This is a genomic window from Streptomyces sp. NPDC001920 (assembly GCF_053594495.1).
Genome location: NZ_JBSFEP010000033.1, coordinates 49,711 through 65,228, shown reverse-complemented (window position 1 = coordinate 65,228; position 15,518 = coordinate 49,711). Strand labels below are relative to the sequence as shown.

General features: G+C 70.1%; 18 protein-coding genes. 10 read left to right on the top strand and 8 right to left on the bottom strand.

Features of this window, described 5'->3' with window-relative positions; all coding sequences use genetic code 11:
* Positions 1–169: 169 nt before the first annotated feature.
* Entirely contained in the window at positions 170–850 is a 681-nt protein-coding gene (locus tag ACWCPI_RS37290; RefSeq protein WP_451042398.1) for a LysE family translocator, read from the bottom strand.
* A 103-nt stretch (positions 851–953) separates the two neighbouring features.
* Entirely contained in the window at positions 954–1,373 is a 420-nt protein-coding gene (locus ACWCPI_RS37285; RefSeq protein ID WP_451042397.1) for a hypothetical protein, read from the bottom strand.
* 137 nt (positions 1,374–1,510) lie between these two features.
* Between ACWCPI_RS37285 and ACWCPI_RS37280 the strand changes: the two genes are divergently transcribed.
* From ACWCPI_RS37280 to ACWCPI_RS37260, 5 genes are all read left to right on the top strand, one after another.
* Complete coding sequence (locus ACWCPI_RS37280; protein ID WP_451042411.1) at positions 1,511–1,900, top strand: PIG-L deacetylase family protein; 390 nt, start codon at positions 1,511–1,513, stop codon at positions 1,898–1,900.
* A 107-nt stretch (positions 1,901–2,007) separates the two neighbouring features.
* Positions 2,008–2,775, top strand: coding sequence for a trypsin-like peptidase domain-containing protein (locus tag ACWCPI_RS37275; RefSeq protein ID WP_451042396.1), 768 nt, complete (start codon positions 2,008–2,010; stop codon positions 2,773–2,775).
* A gap of 49 nt (positions 2,776–2,824) precedes the next feature.
* Positions 2,825–4,582, top strand: coding sequence for a serine/threonine protein kinase (locus tag ACWCPI_RS37270; protein ID WP_451042395.1), 1,758 nt, complete (start codon positions 2,825–2,827; stop codon positions 4,580–4,582).
* A 100-nt stretch (positions 4,583–4,682) separates the two neighbouring features.
* Positions 4,683–5,627 (top strand): C40 family peptidase, encoded by a 945-nt coding sequence (locus ACWCPI_RS37265; protein ID WP_451042410.1) that lies wholly within the window; start codon positions 4,683–4,685, stop codon positions 5,625–5,627.
* Positions 5,628–5,823: 196 nt separating this feature from the next.
* Positions 5,824–6,534 carry a phosphatase PAP2 family protein gene (locus ACWCPI_RS37260; protein WP_451042394.1) on the top strand — a complete coding sequence of 237 codons (711 nt, stop codon included), beginning with the start codon at positions 5,824–5,826 and terminating at the stop codon, positions 6,532–6,534.
* A gap of 40 nt (positions 6,535–6,574) precedes the next feature.
* Here the strand turns inward: ACWCPI_RS37260 and ACWCPI_RS37255 are convergent, their stop codons facing one another.
* Together ACWCPI_RS37255 and ACWCPI_RS37250 are read right to left on the bottom strand one after the other, a co-directional pair.
* Entirely contained in the window at positions 6,575–8,131 is a 1,557-nt protein-coding gene (locus tag ACWCPI_RS37255) for an FAD-binding oxidoreductase (protein WP_451042393.1), read from the bottom strand.
* An 84-nt stretch (positions 8,132–8,215) separates the two neighbouring features.
* The gene (locus ACWCPI_RS37250; protein WP_451042392.1) at positions 8,216–8,395 is read right to left on the bottom strand and encodes a hypothetical protein; all 180 of its coding nucleotides are present in this window, start codon (positions 8,393–8,395) and stop codon (positions 8,216–8,218) included.
* Between the two features lie 125 nt (positions 8,396–8,520).
* Here ACWCPI_RS37250 and ACWCPI_RS37245 point away from each other — a divergent pair, with 125 nt between their 5' ends.
* Positions 8,521–9,357, top strand: coding sequence for a hypothetical protein (locus ACWCPI_RS37245; RefSeq protein WP_451042391.1), 837 nt, complete (start codon positions 8,521–8,523; stop codon positions 9,355–9,357).
* 110 nt (positions 9,358–9,467) lie between these two features.
* Positions 9,468–9,644 (top strand): hypothetical protein, encoded by a 177-nt coding sequence (locus tag ACWCPI_RS37240; protein WP_019754303.1) that lies wholly within the window; start codon positions 9,468–9,470, stop codon positions 9,642–9,644.
* A gap of 40 nt (positions 9,645–9,684) precedes the next feature.
* Here ACWCPI_RS37240 and ACWCPI_RS37235 read toward each other — a convergent pair whose 3' ends face one another.
* Positions 9,685–10,089 carry a metal-sensitive transcriptional regulator gene (locus ACWCPI_RS37235; RefSeq protein WP_451042409.1) on the bottom strand — a complete coding sequence of 135 codons (405 nt, stop codon included), beginning with the start codon at positions 10,087–10,089 and terminating at the stop codon, positions 9,685–9,687.
* Between the two features lie 236 nt (positions 10,090–10,325).
* On the opposite strand from ACWCPI_RS37235, the gene ACWCPI_RS37230 reads away from it, so the two are divergent.
* From ACWCPI_RS37230 to ACWCPI_RS37220, 3 genes are all read left to right on the top strand, one after another.
* Positions 10,326–10,946: a DUF47 domain-containing protein gene (locus ACWCPI_RS37230; protein ID WP_451042390.1), complete on the top strand. Its 621-nt coding sequence runs from the start codon at positions 10,326–10,328 to the stop codon at positions 10,944–10,946.
* Between the two features lie 9 nt (positions 10,947–10,955).
* Positions 10,956–11,954: an anion permease gene (locus ACWCPI_RS37225; protein WP_451042389.1), complete on the top strand. Its 999-nt coding sequence runs from the start codon at positions 10,956–10,958 to the stop codon at positions 11,952–11,954.
* 69 nt (positions 11,955–12,023) lie between these two features.
* On the top strand, positions 12,024–12,446 hold the full coding sequence (locus tag ACWCPI_RS37220) for a hypothetical protein (RefSeq protein WP_451042388.1): 423 nt from the start codon (positions 12,024–12,026) through the stop codon (positions 12,444–12,446).
* 103 nt (positions 12,447–12,549) lie between these two features.
* Here the strand turns inward: ACWCPI_RS37220 and pstB are convergent, their stop codons facing one another.
* The 3 genes from pstB to pstC all read right to left on the bottom strand — a co-directional run bounded on the left by pstB (position 12,550) and on the right by pstC (position 15,452).
* Positions 12,550–13,326 (bottom strand): phosphate ABC transporter ATP-binding protein PstB, encoded by a 777-nt coding sequence (gene pstB / locus ACWCPI_RS37215; RefSeq protein ID WP_451042387.1) that lies wholly within the window; start codon positions 13,324–13,326, stop codon positions 12,550–12,552.
* Between the two features lie 72 nt (positions 13,327–13,398).
* Positions 13,399–14,448: a phosphate ABC transporter permease PstA gene (gene pstA / locus ACWCPI_RS37210; protein WP_451042386.1), complete on the bottom strand. Its 1,050-nt coding sequence runs from the start codon at positions 14,446–14,448 to the stop codon at positions 13,399–13,401.
* Complete coding sequence (pstC, locus tag ACWCPI_RS37205; protein ID WP_451042385.1) at positions 14,445–15,452, bottom strand: phosphate ABC transporter permease subunit PstC; 1,008 nt, start codon at positions 15,450–15,452, stop codon at positions 14,445–14,447. The genes pstA and pstC overlap by 4 nt, the downstream gene beginning before the upstream one ends.
* Positions 15,453–15,518 lie beyond the last annotated feature (66 nt).

Sequence of the window (15,518 nt, the reverse complement as noted above, 5' to 3'; positions counted from 1 at the left end):
TTCGTTTCGGTGAGCCGGTTGCCAGGGACGGGCTGATCGCGGTGGGCGCCGTGCAGACGGCCGTCGGCCTTGGTCGAGGGCGCGGTTGTGGCGGTGGCGGTCGGGGCGGTGGTGGTCGGGGCGGGGACGGCCGTGCTGGTGGTGGGCCTGGTGGTCCAGGCCGGCCCGCTCAGTCCCCGAACGCCAGCCGGACGCCGAAAGCGGCGATGACCGAGCCGGTGAGGCGGTCGAGGCGGCGGCGCGCGGCGGGCCGCCCGAGGAGGTCGCGCAGGGTGTGGGCGACGGCGATCAGTGCGCAGGCCCAGATGACGGCGAGTACGACGTGTACGCCGGTCAGGAGCACACCGGCGGCGAGGTGCGGGGCGTCGGCCGGGATGAACTGCGGGAGCACCGCCACGTAGAAGGCACCCATCTTCGGGTTGAGCAGGTTCGTCGCGGTTCCCTGGCGCCAGCCGCCGAGCAGGGAGTCGTCGAGCCGGGTGCCGCTGGGGTCCGCCCCGGGGCCGGGGCCGGGGCCGCCGGCCGCGTCCCGGGTCGTGCTCGGGTGGTCCGCCGAGCGGCGCCAGGTGGACCACAGCATCCTGCCGCCCAGCCACACCAGGTACGCGGCCCCGGCCCAGCGGAGGATCGCGTAGGCGAGGTGGGACGCGGTCAGCAGGGCGGTGACGCCCAATGAGGTGAGCACGCCCCAGGCGAGGGTGCCGCTCTGGATGCCGAGGACGACGCCCCAGGCGCGTCGGCGCCGACCGAGTGCGGCGGTGCGCAGGACGAGTGCGGTGTCCAGGCCGGGCGTGAGGGTGAGCAGACCCACCATCAGAGAGAACGCCCCCAAGGTGTCCATGGCGATCATGAGTGCTCACCCTAGGGCGGAGGGCGGGGTACAGCTACCGATCCTGCCCGCAATCGGGCAGGCGGCAGGCGTTTCGCTCGTCGTTTCTCAGGTGTTCGTCGGGTCAGGACTCCGGCTGGGTCACGGTCAGGGCCCACCGGATGCCGTCCGAGGAGGCGTCGACGGCCACGGAGAACGAGCCGGAAGGGACCACGCCGGGGGCCATGGTCACCGAGCCCACGCCGGCCTCCCCGGCCGGGCAGTCGACCGAGAACGCGGCGACCTGCGTGTCCCGCGACTCCATCGTCACGCGCACGCTGCCGCCGCCCTCACAGGCCACGGTGAGCACGGTGGGCAGCCCCTCCCAGGCGCCCCCCGACACGACACCCCCGTCCCCCGTCCTCTCCTCCACCCACACCAGGCCGTCCGGCCCGGGGTGCGGCAGCAGCGCATCGGCCGACGCGGCGGCGGGTGCCGCCCCGAGGCCGGTCAGTCCGCAGACCGCCAGTGCCGTCATGGCCAGGGCGCGACTGGTTCGTCTCATGTTCGATTCCCCTGAACATCGTTCGTGCTTCGGTCAGTTGTTCGGTCGAGGCGCAGTCTGCAGGGGCGGACGACCTCGTGCCTGGGTTTTCGTCATCATGGGTATGCCGAACGCGGAGGTGACCGCCCGTGCCGCGGGTGCCGGTTCCGAGCCTGCTCGCCGTGTTCGCCCACCCGGACGACGAGTCCCTGTTCTCGGGTGGAGTGCTCGCCCGCCATGCCGCCGCGGGCGCCCGTACGGCGGTCGTGACGGCGACGTGGACCCCGGGCACCCGGCGCGGTGCCGAACTCGCCCAGGCACTGCGCGTACTCGGTGCCGGGGAGCCGCGGATGCTCGGCTACGCCGACGCCAAGGTGCCGTTGTGGGCCGCCGTCCTGGCGCATCGCAGCGAGGTCGAGCGGGGAGCCGCACCGGGCCTGCTCGCCGGCTTTCCCGCGGCGGTCCGCGAACGGATCCTCGCCACCGAGTGGTACACCCGCCACGACCTCCTCCCCGGCGGGCCGCACCAGAGGGAACTGACGGCGTGAATCATCGGTCCGGGACGCCGCCACGTACTCCCCGCCCGGACCGTGGATCGCCCGCCCGGCCGGCGATCTGACGCTTCTCTCACCTTCGTCCGCCACAGTGGCCCCCGATGAAGCAGCCCTCCCGCCCCCTCGCCTCCCGCCTCTGCCGGTACGCCGCCTGCCTTCTGCTCGTCTGCACCCCGGCCTCCGCCGCGGCCGGTGACACCGGCGGCGGTCCGTTCGGGGTGAGCACCCTCACGGTGGCGACGGCGCGGAGCGCGCGGGTCGGCGCGCTGTTCGCGGGCGGACGGCGCGACCGGCTGCTCGGCGGCCACTTCTGCACGGCATCCGTCGTCCACAGCCCGCACCACTCCCTCGTCGTCACCGCCGCCCACTGCCTCGACGGAAGGACCGGCGCGCTGGTCTTCGTGCCCGGGTACCGGGGCGGCCGGGCGCCGTACGGGGTGTGGAGCGTCAGGAGGTGGTTCCTGCCGCGGCGGTGGACCGAGGGACGGGACGAGGACAGTGACGTGGCGTTCGCCGTGCTCGGGGAGCGGGACGGGAAGGGCGTCGAGGACGTCGTCGGAGGGAACCGGTTCGTCACGGGTGCGGCGACCGGGGCCGAGGCCGTGACCGTCACCGGTTACCCGGATGCCCGCGAGGCGCCGGTCAGCTGCGCCGACAGGCCGAGTCCGCGCGGTCGTACGCAGCAGCGCCTCGCGTGTCCGGGGTTCAGCGGGGGGACCAGCGGCAGTCCGTGGGTCGACGGGGGCGGGCGGGTCGTCGGCGTGCTCGGGGGACATCAAGGGGGTGGGTCCACGGCCGACGTGTCGTACAGCGTGGTGCTGGGGGCGGAGGCGGCGGCGCTGTACCGGCGGGCGGTGCGGGATCCGTGATCCGCAGGGCGTGCCTGCGCTGAACTCGTCTCTGTGGCAAGGTCGGTCCGTGGACGCACTGAAAGATCGGGATCCCGCGCACATAGGCGCGTACACGCTGCTCGCGCGGCTCGGGGCGGGCGGTATGGGACAGGTCTACCTGGCTCGGTCGCCGGGTGGGCGGCTGGTTGCGATCAAGGTGATCCGGGACGAGATCACCGACCATCCGGAGGCGCTGGCGCGGTTCCGGCGGGAGGTCGAGACCGTGCGGGCCGTGCGCAGCGCGTACACCGCCAACCTGATCGACGCGTCACTGGACGCCGCGCCCTACTGGCTGGCCACGGAGTATGTGTCGGGGCCGACGTTGGGTGGGGCGGTGGGCAAGCGGGGGGCGTTGCCGGCGGACAGCGCGCGGCGGCTGTTCGCGGCACTGGCCGAAGCCCTGGCGAGTGTGCACGGGTACGGCGTGACCCACCGGGACCTCAAACCGCAGAACGTCATCCTGTCTCCGCAGGGGCCGCTGCTCATCGACTTCGGCATCGCCCGTGGCGCGGCCGACACGGCCCTCACGCAGACCGGACTGGCGCCGGGCACCCCGGGCTACACCGCGCCCGAGGTCCTGATCAGCAATCAGGTCGGTGCGGCGGCCGACGTGTTCGCGCTGGGGGCGACGCTCGCGTATGCCGCGACGGGGCGGCCGCCGTTCGGTTCCGGTCCGACCCATGCGGTGTCGTACCGGGTGGTGCACGAGGAGATCGACCTCGACGGGGTGGAGCAGGAACTTGCCGCGCTGATACGGGAGTGCGTGGCGAAGGAGCCGGACGCGCGGCCGGGACTCGACGCGGTCATCGCACGCTGTGCCGTGTCGTCCGCGCTCGCCGAGGATCCGTTCTACGCGCGGCTCACCAGCGAAGCCGAAGCCGTGCCCCAAGACCTGGAGGCGGCGGTGGCGGCAGGGCTGGTGCCACCAGGGCACGGGGCGCCGACACCACCGGCGTATCAGCCGACCGCCGGGCCGGGATACGTGCCGACGGCGCGCCCCGGGTACGTGCCGACGCTCACGCCCTCCGCGCCGACCGCCGTACCGCGGCCGCCCAGATCCCGCCGTACCCCCTGGGTCGTGGCCCTCGCGGTCGCGCTGGTGGTGGGCTCGGCCTCCGCGGTGGCCTTGCGAGCGCTCGATGACGGAGGGAACGGCTCCGAGGAGGGGCGGGGCGGTGACAAGACGCCGACGGCTTCCGCGTCCACCGGCGCCTCGCCCCGCAAGGTGGCGGGGTACATCGTCGACGACCGCATCTCCCGGGACTACTGGACCCTGTCCGACGAGCCCGACGAAGCGGCCTACGGTGTCGGCGAGTGCACACAGGTCGGTGCCGTCCCTCCGCCCAAGGAGATCCAGTACAGCGTGGGCGACGCCGACGACCCCGAGTCACCGACCGTGTCGGAACGGGCGAAGATCGCCTTCCGGTTCAAGTACGCGGAACTCGGCACCAAGAAGCCGGAGCCGTACTACGTCTCGGTGGGGGTGAAGCCGCCGCACGACATCGACGCCGACACGGGCAGGCCCTACGAGGTGATGACGGAGAGCAAGAGCATCGGCTACACGAGCAAGCCCGTCGACATCTACACGCACTGGAAGGCCGGCGGTTACATCGAGCTGACGTACCCCGACGACTTCCGGAGCCATTTCCCGAACGGGAAGACGTACCCGCCGATCCCCGTCGCCAACGACCCGGGTGACTGGACGGCGGTCCTCTACCACGTCAAGGGCGGGCCCTCCGACTACGAGAGCATCGGTTGCACCGGCTTCCGGGTGGGAAACTCCTAGACTGGCGCGGGCGGGACTCCCGGCGGGCGAGGGGCGGTTGACGGTGCGTAAGGCATGGATCGTGGCGGGTGCCGCTGTCGCGGCGGGGCTCAGCTTCGTGATGCTGCTCGTCGTCGGGGTCTACGTCGTCGCGGGAAACCTCGCGGGCTCCGTGGGCGGAGCGGCCAAGGCGCTGGCCAAGGGGGCCGTGCCGGCCGCCTACGCGGACCTCGTGCGCAAGTGGGGCAATCTGTGCCCCGCCATCAACCCGGCGCTGCTCGCGGCCCAGTTGTACCAGGAGAGCGGCTTCAACCCGAACGCCAAGAGCCCGGCGGCGGCGCAGGGCATCGCGCAGTTCATCCCCGGGACCTGGGCCACGCACGGGATCGACGGCGACGGGGACGGCGACCGCGACGTCTGGGACCCGAATGACGCGATTCCGTCGGCCGCGAAGTACGACTGCACGCTCGCCTCGTACGTGAAGGACGTGCCCGGCGACCCGACCAAGAACATGCTCGCGTCGTACAACGCGGGGGCGTACGCGGTCATCAAGTACGGGGGAGTGCCGCCGTACAAGGAGACCCAAAACTACGTCAAGACGATCACGACCCTGGAGGCGAGCTTCGCCGCGCCGACGACCCGCGTCGACCCCTCCAAGCAAGCCGCCGGTGCCATCTACTACGCCCAGAAGAAGCTCGGCACGCTCTACCTCTGGGGCGGTGACGGTACTGCTGAGGACGGTGGGCGGTTCGACTGTTCGGGGTTGACCAAGGCCGCGTACGAGAGTGTCGGGATCACGTTGCCGCGGGTTGCCAACGACCAGTGGAACGCGGGGCCGCACCCGGACCGGGACGAGTTGCTGCCCGGGGATCTGGTGTTCTTCTCGGACGACCTCACCAACTCCCGGGCCATCCGGCATGTGGGGATTTATGTCGGTGGCGGGTACATGATCGACGCGCCGAGAACAGGTGCTGTGATCCGGTTCGACCCGATCGACACCCCCGACTACTTCGGGGCCACCCGGGTCACCGAAGATGGCGCGAAAGCGCTCCCCACGACCGTGTAGACGGAATGTGAACCGCCCCCCTGAACTGCGGCGATGGGTCTCTCTTCGATAACGTCTGCGTGATCATTCAGTGGAGTGTGGAACGTATCAACAGGAGCCGTGCGTTCCTGGTGTCGTAGCCGGATCTACAACCACGGGGGTGGCGGAACGGCGTACGCAGGATGCGCCGGAGAGAAGATGAAGGGGCCGCAGCATCATGGCTGGACTCGCAGAATCCGGGTCGAACCCCGACGTCGAGCTGCTTTACGACATCAATGGCCTGGCCAAGGACGCCCCGGGCTGGTTCGACCGGGTCATGGAGTACGTCGGTGAGTACGGGATCCTGCTCGCCCTGATCATGCTGGGACTGTGGTGCTGGTGGTCCGTCCGGCGCCGGGGCGCGGAGGACGCCGCCTCGTCGGTGGCCGCGCTGGTCTGGGCGCCGCTGGCCGCGGGGGTCGCGGTGCTCGTGAACGTCCCGATAAGGGGCTTCGTCGAGCGGCCCCGTCCTTTCAACACGCATCAAGGACTTGAAGTCCTGGTGGCCGGCAAGACCGACTACTCGTTCGTGAGCGACCACGCGACGATCGCCATGGCCCTGGGGGTCGGACTGTTCGTCGCCAACCGCAGGTTCGGGCTGATCGGGATCGGGCTCGCGCTGCTCGAAGGCTTCTGCCGGGTCTACATGGGCGTGCACTACCCGACCGACGTCGTGGGCGGGTTCGCGCTCGGCACGGCCGTCGCGCTGCTGCTCTCGCCGCCGGCCATGGCCCTGCTGACGCCGGTGATGTCCGCCATCGAGCGCTCTCCGCGGGGCGGGTGGCTGATCAGGGCGCGGGGCGCGTCGCGGGTGGGTGGACAGGACGCGGTGATCCCCGGGGCCCGGAAGGAGACCGCGGGGGCGGAGGAACGGGACCTGGCCGCCTAGCGGCGGGTTTCGCGCCCCGGTACCGGCGGCCCGGTACCCGCTACAGGGCCTGCGGGAAGGTGAAGAACCGCTGCGGGTCGTACTGCTTCTTCAGTTGCGTCAGGCGCGCCGCCGCGTCCCCGTAGTACGCCTTGCGCCAGTCCCTCAGACCCGGGTCGGTGTAGTTCTGGTACGCGGCGCCCGAGGCGTACGGGCGCATCGCGTCGTGGGCCGACTTCAGCCAGGCCTGCGAGGCGGAGCCCGACGTGCCGGCCCGCCAGGAGCCGAGGTACTGGGCCAGCATCCGGGAGCGGCGGTGGACGAAGGCCGTCTCGGTGGGGGAGACGCGGTTCACGGCGCCGCCGAGGGCCGTGAGGGCGATGCTGCCGGAGCCGCCCCGGACCGACTGGACCTGCCTCATCAGGGTCTGGATACCGGTCGACGTCAGGGAGCGGTCGAAGAAGTCCGACTTCGCCGCGTACGTCTCACGGCCCAGCGCGCCCTGCGGTGACCGGCCCGGGGTGGAGCCGGGGAGGTGGCACTGCGCGTCCGTCGCGAAGGACGAGCAGCCTGCGTAGAGCTCCATCGACTCCTCGTACGAGCGGCGCCTGAGGGAGACGTTGGTGGCGGGGCCGGGGCCGCCGGGGCGGTCGGCCAGGCGGTCCACGGCGTTCTGGAGCTCGCGGTAGGTTCCCAGGGAGAACGCGGCGACCGAGATGGTGGGGCTGCCGCCCGCGCGGTTCGCCAGGTGCAGGGAGGACCAGATCTCGTCGGGCTGGGTGGGACCCCACTCCTGCCAGGCCTTGATGAGCTTGGCCGCCTTCGACCAGGGCCAGGTCATGTACGCCGTCACGGCCTGGGGCGCGGGGTGGGTCCGGAAGCGCAGTTCCGTCACGACGCCGAAGTTGCCGTTGCCTGCGCCGCGCAGGGCCCAGAACAGGTCCTTGTGGGTGGTGGCGTTCGCGGTGAGCTGCTTGCCCTCGGCCGTGATCAGTGTGGCCTGGGTGAGGCTGTCGCAGGTCAGGCCGTAGGCGCGGGAGGTCACTCCGTGGCCGCCGCCGAGGGTGAGGCCGGAGACGCCGACGGTGGGGCAGGAACCGGCGGGGATGGTGGTGCCCTTGGCGGCGAGGGCGCGGTAGACGTCGATGAGTTTGGCGCCGGCGCCGATCACCGCGGTGCTGCCCGAGGCGCGTACGCGGTTGAGCTTGGAGACGTCGATGATCAGGCGGTTGGTGCCGGAGGACCAGCCCGCGTAGGAGTGGCCGCCGTTGCGGATGGCCACGTGCAGGTCGTGGGCGCGGGCGTAGGCGAGAGTGGTGCGGATGTCGTCGGGGTGGGCGACGTAGGCGACCGCGGCCGGCTTCAGGGAGTCGAAGCGGGTGTTGTAGAGCTGGTGGGCCGGCTTCCAGTCGGCGTCGCCCGGGCGTATGAGGGGGCCGTCCAGGTCCCGGGCGAGGGCGCTCCAGCCGGCGGGGCCGCGGGAGGAGGCGGTGGTGCGCATGGAGGTGTTCGTGCGGGTGGCCGACTCGGTGCCTGTGCCCGTACCGCCGGTGCAGGCGGTGGTCGCCAGGGCGGTGAGCGCTGCCGCGCCGCCGCCGATGAAGGTACGCCGTTCCATGTCGCCTCCTGGGGGGTTCCGTGGAACGAGACGGGGTGGGGAGGGCCGGGGTTCCATGGATCCCTCGGGCGGCACCCCGGGTCCTCAGGCCCCGCCGTGACCTTCCGCGTCGGATCGGGCCAGGCTCCGCGCGCGTCTCGCCGGGCCCCGCCAGCCGCAGGTGCAGTGGGCCGAGCAGAAGCGGCCCTTCTCCACTGTCGTCGTGCGGTGCTCCTGGGGGTCGCGGGGTGTCGGGGGAGACGAAGGTCCGTCCTGCTGCGCCACACCGGCAACGTTACCCAAGGCAAGTAAGGGCAACGCCTCCGGCGGCGTGACGGGGGCACCTAGCGGTCGTTAACCGGAACGACAAGGGGCCCGTGACGGACGTACCGGCTGGGGGTAGGACGGCGATGACGGAGCGGCAGCAGCGCAGGCGGAGGCATGGGGCGGGCGTCGCGGCCGGCGTCCTGTGCGTCTGCCTGGCGGGCAGTGGATGCGCGCAGAGCGGGGCGGCCGCCGACTCGCGTGGGAGCGACGCCCTGGAGGTCGTGCGGGACGCCGCCGACGCGCTCGTCGGTGCCCGCAGTTCCAAGGCCCGTACGTCCATGGAGATGGCCACCGGCGGCACCCGTGTCACCATCCGCGGTGAGGGCGTGTACGACTTCCATGAGCGGGTGGGGCGGTTGAAGGTACTGCTGCCTCAGGATCCCGCCGGGGCGACCGCCCGTCGGCCGATCATGGAGCTGCTCGCTCCCGGGGCCCTGTTCATGAAGAACCGCGGCGCCGGCGTGCCCGCCGACAAGTGGGTGCGCGTCGACACGCGGTCGCTGTCCGACGGGAACCTCGTCACCGGCGGCGCCACCGATCCGTTCGCCGCGGCCGAGGTGCTGCGCGGGGCGCGGACCGCGAAGTACGTGGGCGACGAGGACGTCGACGGTACTGCTGTGCGGCACTACCGGGGCACCGCCGACCTCGGCGTCGCCGCCCGGAAGGCGTCCGAGGGGAACAAGGAGGCCCTGGCCGCGGCGGCGAAAGGGTTCGCCACGGATCAGGTGCCGTTCGACGTCTATGTCGACGACGCCGGGCGGATCCGCAAGGTCAGGCACCGGTTCAGCTTCGTCAACGGGCAGCAGGAGGGCGCCGTGGCCGTGGCCTCGACGACGCTGCTGTACGACTTCGGAGCCCCCGTCGACGTACGGCTGCCGCAGGACGACGACATCTACGCCGGCCAGATCGCCGAGGAGTGAGCGTCGGCGTATGCGTGCGTGACGGGCGTCAAGAACTAGCCCGTCCGTGCCATGCGCGGTGTGTAGGCCGCTCCCTACTCTAGGAAGTCGGTAACGGCAGAGAAGAGGTGATGCACGTGGCTCCGGTCGGCGGTACGGCAGTTCAGGACCACGTGGCCCTCGCCGAGATCGAGCTGTGCGGAGAGCTGATCATCGCGGCCTCGGCGGCCCGCGAGGACCGGCTCAGCCTGGAGAGCATCGACGAGGTGCTGCGCGTGGCCGAGGAGCGGGACGCCTCGGGCGGCTGAGCCGGCGTGGGCCGGTTCCCTTCACACCGCCCGGTTCCCCTCACGTCCGCAGCAGGCGGCCGATCGCCTTCGTCGCCTCCTCGACCTTCGCGTCGATCTCCGCACCGCCCTTGAGGGCCGCGTCGGCGACGCAGTGGCGCAGGTGCTCCTCCAGCAGTTGAAGGGCGAAGGACTGCAGGGCCTTGGTGGACGCGGACACCTGCGTGAGTATGTCGATGCAGTAGACGTCCTCGTCGACCATCCGCTGCAGACCGCGGATCTGGCCCTCGATGCGGCGCAGCCGCTTGAGGTGCTCGTCCTTCTGCTTGTGGTAGCCGTGGACGCCGTGGTCGTGATCGGTCACGACGGCCGTGGTGTCCGAGGGGGCCGTGGTGTTCGTCACGGCCGTCCCCGCGGTGCCGTCGGTGGCGGAGGGCGCACCTGCGCCGGCCTCGGTGGTCGTCATCGCGTCCTCCAGACGTAAACCGCTCATATACCCCTACTGGGTATATCGTACCGAACTTTCCTGGGTAGGGGGCCTGTGGCTGTTGACGTGAAACGGCCGCTGGACTGGACCACTGGGCAGCCCCCGTGCCGACCACTGTGCCCGATGGGCGACACTGGAGGACGGCCCGATAGCCGTGGCCGGATGATGCGCCTAGCATCAGCCTGACCGAAACCGATGCTTCCTGAGGACCACACGTGCGATTTCGTCTGACCCCCCGGGAGACGAGCTTCTACGACATGTTCGCCGCATCCGCGGACAACATCGTCACGGGCTCGAAACTCCTGATGGAACTGCTCGGGGCGGACACCGCCGGCCGGGCCGAGATCGCCGAGCGTATGCGGGCCGCGGAACACGCAGGTGACGATGCCACGCATGCGATCTTCCACCAGCTGAACTCCTCGTTCATCACGCCGTTCGACCGCGAGGACATCTACTCCCTCGCCTCGTCCCTCGACGACATCATGGACTTCATGGAGGAGGCCGTCGACCTGGTCGTCCTCTACAACGTCGAGGAACTGCCCAAGGGCGTCGAGCAGCAGATCGAGGTGCTGTCGCGGGCGGCCGAACTCACGGCGGAGGCCATGCCGCACCTGCGGACCATGGAGAACCTCACCGAGTACTGGATCGAGGTCAACCGGCTGGAGAACCAGGCCGACCAGATCCACCGCAAGCTGCTGGCCCACCTCTTCAACGGCAAGTACGACGCCATCGAGGTGCTCAAGCTCAAGCAGATCGTGGATGTCCTGGAGGAAGCGGCAGACGCGTTCGAGCACGTGGCGAACACGGTGGAGACCATCGCGGTCAAGGAGTCCTGAGGCCCGTCCATGGACACCTTTGCTCTGGTCGTGACCATCGGGGTCGCGCTCTTCTTCACGTACACCAACGGCTTCCACGACTCGGCGAACGCGATCGCCACCTCCGTGTCGACGCGGGCGCTGACACCGCGGGCCGCGCTGGCCATGGCCGCTGTCATGAACCTTGCCGGCGCGTTCCTCGGTTCCGGGGTCGCCAAGACCGTCAGTGAGGGCCTGATCCAGACACCGGAGGGCTCGAAGGGGATGGGCATCCTCTTCGCCGCGCTGGTGGGTGCGATCACCTGGAACCTGATCACCTGGTACTTCGGCCTGCCCTCGTCCTCCTCGCACGCGCTGTTCGGCGGCATGGTGGGCGCGGCGCTGGCCGGCGGGACGACCGTGTACTGGGACGGGGTGCTGGAGAAGATCGTCATCCCGATGTTCGTGTCGCCCATCGTCGGGATGTGTGCCGGGTACCTGGTGATGACGGCGATCATGTGGATCTTCCGGCGCGCCAACCCGCACAAGGCCAAGCGGGGATTCCGTATCGCGCAGACCGTCTCGGCCGCGGGCATGGCGCTCGGGCACGGTCTGCAGGACGCCCAGAAGACGATGGGCATCGTGGTGATGGCGCTGGTCATCGCCGATGTCGAGGACTACGGCGACCCCATCCCGGTGTGGGTGAAGGTCGTGTGCGCCGTGATGCTGTCGCTGGGGACGTACGCCGGCGGGTGGCGGATCATGCGGACACTGGGGCGGAAGATCATCGAGCTGGATCCGCCGCAGGGGTTCGCGGCCGAGACGACCGGCGCGTCGATCATGTTCGTCACCGCCTTCCTCTTCAAGGCGCCGATCTCGACGACCCATGTGATCACCTCGGCGATCATGGGCGTGGGCGCGACGAAGCGGGTGAACGCCGTGCGGTGGGGCGTGGCCAAGAACATCGTCCTGGGGTGGTTCATCACGATGCCGGCGGCGGCCGTCGTCGCGGCGTGCTCGTTCTGGATCGTCAATCTGGCCTTCCTGTAGATCACTTCCCTAGTAGGGTGCATCCGTTCGGAATTCAAGTGTTCGAGCCAGCACTCGTATGGGGGAAACATGAGTCTTGTCCGCAAGCGTTTCGGCTATGTCGCCGGGATGGCGGCCGCCGCGACGGCGTCCGTCGTCCTCGCGGCGAGCCCGGCCGCGGCCCGGGAGTACTCGAAGTCCACCGTGGCGTCCAACGGATTCGCCACGGCGGCCGGCCACATCGTCTTCGAGACGTACGGCGACCGCTTCCGTGTCTGTGACAACTGGAGCGACTCGGCCGGCGTCGTCGGCTACTGGAAGACCGGCAGCGGCGTGGTCCACTCGCTCTACAACGGCAAGGGCTTTGCCACCTGCGAGTACGCCAACGAGCAGCTGGCCGAGGACATCTACGTCAGCATCAAGGTCTGCATCCGCGACAACGGCAACGACGTCCAGGGCACGTGCAGTTCCTGGCGGGACGTCTTCAACCCGAGCGGCGAGACCGGGCCGTGAAAAACGGGCCCGCCCCCCGGGAGCCGGGGGGCGGGCCCTTTTTCGTCCTCGCGGTGGCACCGCCATGCAGCACCGCGAGGGGTTCACATCGCCGGGCGCCGGCTCAGCCGAAGCGGCCCGAGATGTAGTCCTCCGTGGCCTGGACCGACGGGTTGGAGAAGATGCGCTCCGTGTCGTCGATCTCTATGAGCTTGCCGGGCTGGCCGACCGCCGCCAGGTTGAAGAAGGCGGTGCGGTCGGAGACGCGGGCGGCCTGCTGCATGTTGTGCGTCACGATGACGATCGTGAAGCGCTCCTTCAGCTCGCCGATCAGGTCCTCGATCGCCAGGGTCGAGATGGGGTCCAGGGCCGAGCAGGGCTCGTCCATCAGCAGGACCTTGGGCTCCACCGCGATCGCCCGCGCGATGCACAGACGCTGCTGCTGGCCGCCCGACAGGCCCGAGCCGGGCTTGTTGAGGCGGTCCTTGACCTCGTTCCAGAGGTTCGCGCCCTTCAGGGACCGCTCGACGATGTCCTGAAGCTCGCTCTTCTTGTAGTTGCCGTTCAGGCGCAGGCCCGCCGCCACGTTGTCGAAGATCGACATGGTGGGGAAGGGGTTCGGGCGCTGGAAGACCATGCCGATCTCCCGGCGCACGGACACCGGGTCGACCCCGGCGCCGTACAGGTCCTCGTCGTCCAGCAGCACCTTGCCCTCGACCCGGCCGCCGGAGGTGACCTCGTGCATACGGTTCAGGGTGCGCAGGAATGTCGACTTGCCGCATCCGGAGGGGCCGATGAAGGCCGTCACCGAGCGGGGCTCGACCGTCATCGAGATGTCTTCGATCGCCTTGTGGGAGCCGTAGTAGGCGGTGAGCCCGCTTACGTCGATTCGCTTGGCCATGTCTGCTTCACTTCCAGAAATTCTGATCGGTCGCTGTGGGTGCCCCGCCGGGCGGAGCCGGAAATCGTCGCCTCAGCGACCGGTCTTCGGGGCCTTCCAGCGGGCGATGCCCCGGGCCACCAGGTTGAGGATCATCACGAAGGCGATCAGGGTGAGCGACGCGGCCCACGCACGGTCGTACGCCGCCGGGGAACCGGCGCTGTTCGCGTACTGCTGATAGATGTACAGCGGCAGTGACGCCTGCGCACCCTCGAAGGGGTTGGCGTTGATGAACGCGTTGCCGAACACCAGCAGCAGCACCGGGGCCGTCTCACCGGTGATACGGGCGACCGCCAGCATGATGCCGGTCGTGATACCGCCGATGGAGGTCGGTACGACCACCTTCAGGATGGTGCGCCACTTCGGGACGCCGAGCGCCAGGGACGCCTCGCGCAGCTCGTTCGGGACGAGCTTGAGCATCTCCTCCGTGGAGCGGACGACCACCGGCATCATCAGGATCGCGAGCGCGAGCGAGCCGGCGAAGCCGAAGGGCTGCATCTCCAGCATCAGCATGAGGCTGAGGATGAACAGACCCGCGACGATCGACGGGATGCCGGTCATGACGTCGACGAAGAAGGTGATGGCCCGGGCGAGATTCCCGCGGCCGTACTCCACCAGGTAGATCGCGGTCAGCACACCGATCGGCGCGGCGATCAGGGTGGCGAGGCCGACCTGCTCCAGGGTGCCGAGGATGGCGTGGTAGATGCCACCGCCCGGCTCGGAGTCGGCGACCACGCCCATGGAGTGGGTCAGGAAGTAGACGTCGAGGACCTTCACGCCGCGCTTGACCGTCTCCCAGATCAGGGAGACCAGCGGGACGACGGCGAGCAGGAAGGCCACCCACACCAGCGAGGTGGCGATGCGGTCCTTGGCCTGGCGGGGACCCTCGACGCGGGAGGCGATGACGTACGTGCCGAAGACGAACAGGAGACCGGCGATCAGCCCCCACTGGACGCGGCTGTGCAGGCCGGCGGCCAGGCCGACGCCCACGGCCACGGCGGCCGAGCCGGCCGCGATCGCGTACGGCGCCCACTTGGGCAGGCGGGCACCCTTGAGGGTGCTGACGGTGGCGGCGGTGCTCATGCGTTGGCCCCCGAGTACTCCTTGCGGCGGGCGATGATCGCGCGGGCCGCGCCGTTGACCAGCAGGGTGATGACGAACAGGACGAGGCCGGAGGCGATCAGGGCGTCCCGGCCGAACTCGGTCGCCTCACCGAACTTGCTGGCGATGTTCTGGGCGAAGGTGCCGCCGCCCGGGTTGAGCAGGCTGGCGTGGATGTCGAAGTCCGGCGAGAGCACCGTGGCCACGGCCATCGTCTCGCCGAGGGCGCGGCCGAGGCCGAGCATCGAGGCGGAGATCACGCCGGAGCGGCCGAAGGGGAGGACCGCCATGCGGATGACCTCCCAGCGGGTGGCGCCGAGCGCCAGGGCCGCCTCCTCGTGCATCTGCGGTACCTGCCGGAAGACCTCGCGGCTCACGTTGGTGATGATCGGCAGGATCATGATCGCGAGCAGGACGCCGACGGTGAGCATCGAGCGGGGGGCGCCGCTGTCCCAGGAGAACACGCCGGTCCAGCCGAGGTAGCTGTCCAGCCAGCCGAACAGGCCGTCCATGTGCGGGACGAGGATCAGGGCGCCCCACAAGCCGTAGACGATGGACGGCACGGCGGCGAGCAGGTCGATGACGTAGGCGATCGTGCCGCCGAGCTTGCGCGGCGCGTAGTGCGTGATGAACAGCGCGATGGCGACGGCGATCGGGACCGCGATGACCATGGCGATGACCGAGGAGACGATCGTGCCGTAGACCAGGACCGCGATGCCGAACTTCGGCGGCACCGCGCTGGTGTTCCACTCGAAGGCGGTGAGGAAGTTCGCCTCGTCCTTGCTGATCGCGAGGCTCGCGCGGTAGGTGAGGAAGACCGCGATGGCGGCCATGATCACCAGCAGGAAGATGCCCGACCCACGGGAGAGACCGAGGAAGATCCGGTCACCGGGTCGGGTGGCGCCCCGGGCGGCACGCTTCTGCTCGGTCGGCGAGGGCTCGGGGACGGGTGGAGGAGCTTGGATGTTCTTCGTCGATATGTCCATCGGGTTCTCCGGTCTGCGGAGCCGCATGCGGTCTGCGGCGGCTCGGAGGAGCCGTGCGGGTGACAC

What these genes read in the sequence shown, in the direction of transcription:
- ACWCPI_RS37265 (WP_451042410.1), top strand. Translation starts at nt 4,683, where the DNA reads ATGCTGCTCGTCGTCGGGGTCTACGTCGTCGCGGGAAACCTCGCGGGC.
- ACWCPI_RS37235 (WP_451042409.1), bottom strand. Translation starts at nt 10,089, where the DNA reads ATGACGACCACCGAGGCCGGCGCAGGTGCGCCCTCCGCCACCGACGGC.
- ACWCPI_RS37260 (WP_451042394.1), top strand. Translation starts at nt 5,824, where the DNA reads ATGGCTGGACTCGCAGAATCCGGGTCGAACCCCGACGTCGAGCTGCTT.
- ACWCPI_RS37290 (WP_451042398.1), bottom strand. Translation starts at nt 850, where the DNA reads ATGATCGCCATGGACACCTTGGGGGCGTTCTCTCTGATGGTGGGTCTG.
- pstC (WP_451042385.1), bottom strand. Translation starts at nt 15,452, where the DNA reads ATGGACATATCGACGAAGAACATCCAAGCTCCTCCACCCGTCCCCGAG.
- ACWCPI_RS37285 (WP_451042397.1), bottom strand. Translation starts at nt 1,373, where the DNA reads ATGAGACGAACCAGTCGCGCCCTGGCCATGACGGCACTGGCGGTCTGC.
- ACWCPI_RS37245 (WP_451042391.1), top strand. Translation starts at nt 8,521, where the DNA reads ATGACGGAGCGGCAGCAGCGCAGGCGGAGGCATGGGGCGGGCGTCGCG.
- pstB (WP_451042387.1), bottom strand. Translation starts at nt 13,326, where the DNA reads ATGGCCAAGCGAATCGACGTAAGCGGGCTCACCGCCTACTACGGCTCC.
- ACWCPI_RS37225 (WP_451042389.1), top strand. Translation starts at nt 10,956, where the DNA reads ATGGACACCTTTGCTCTGGTCGTGACCATCGGGGTCGCGCTCTTCTTC.
- ACWCPI_RS37255 (WP_451042393.1), bottom strand. Translation starts at nt 8,131, where the DNA reads ATGGAACGGCGTACCTTCATCGGCGGCGGCGCGGCAGCGCTCACCGCC.
- ACWCPI_RS37275 (WP_451042396.1), top strand. Translation starts at nt 2,008, where the DNA reads ATGAAGCAGCCCTCCCGCCCCCTCGCCTCCCGCCTCTGCCGGTACGCC.
- ACWCPI_RS37240 (WP_019754303.1), top strand. Translation starts at nt 9,468, where the DNA reads ATGCACGTGGCTCCGGTCGGCGGTACGGCAGTTCAGGACCACGTGGCC.
- ACWCPI_RS37220 (WP_451042388.1), top strand. Translation starts at nt 12,024, where the DNA reads ATGAGTCTTGTCCGCAAGCGTTTCGGCTATGTCGCCGGGATGGCGGCC.
- pstA (WP_451042386.1), bottom strand. Translation starts at nt 14,448, where the DNA reads ATGAGCACCGCCGCCACCGTCAGCACCCTCAAGGGTGCCCGCCTGCCC.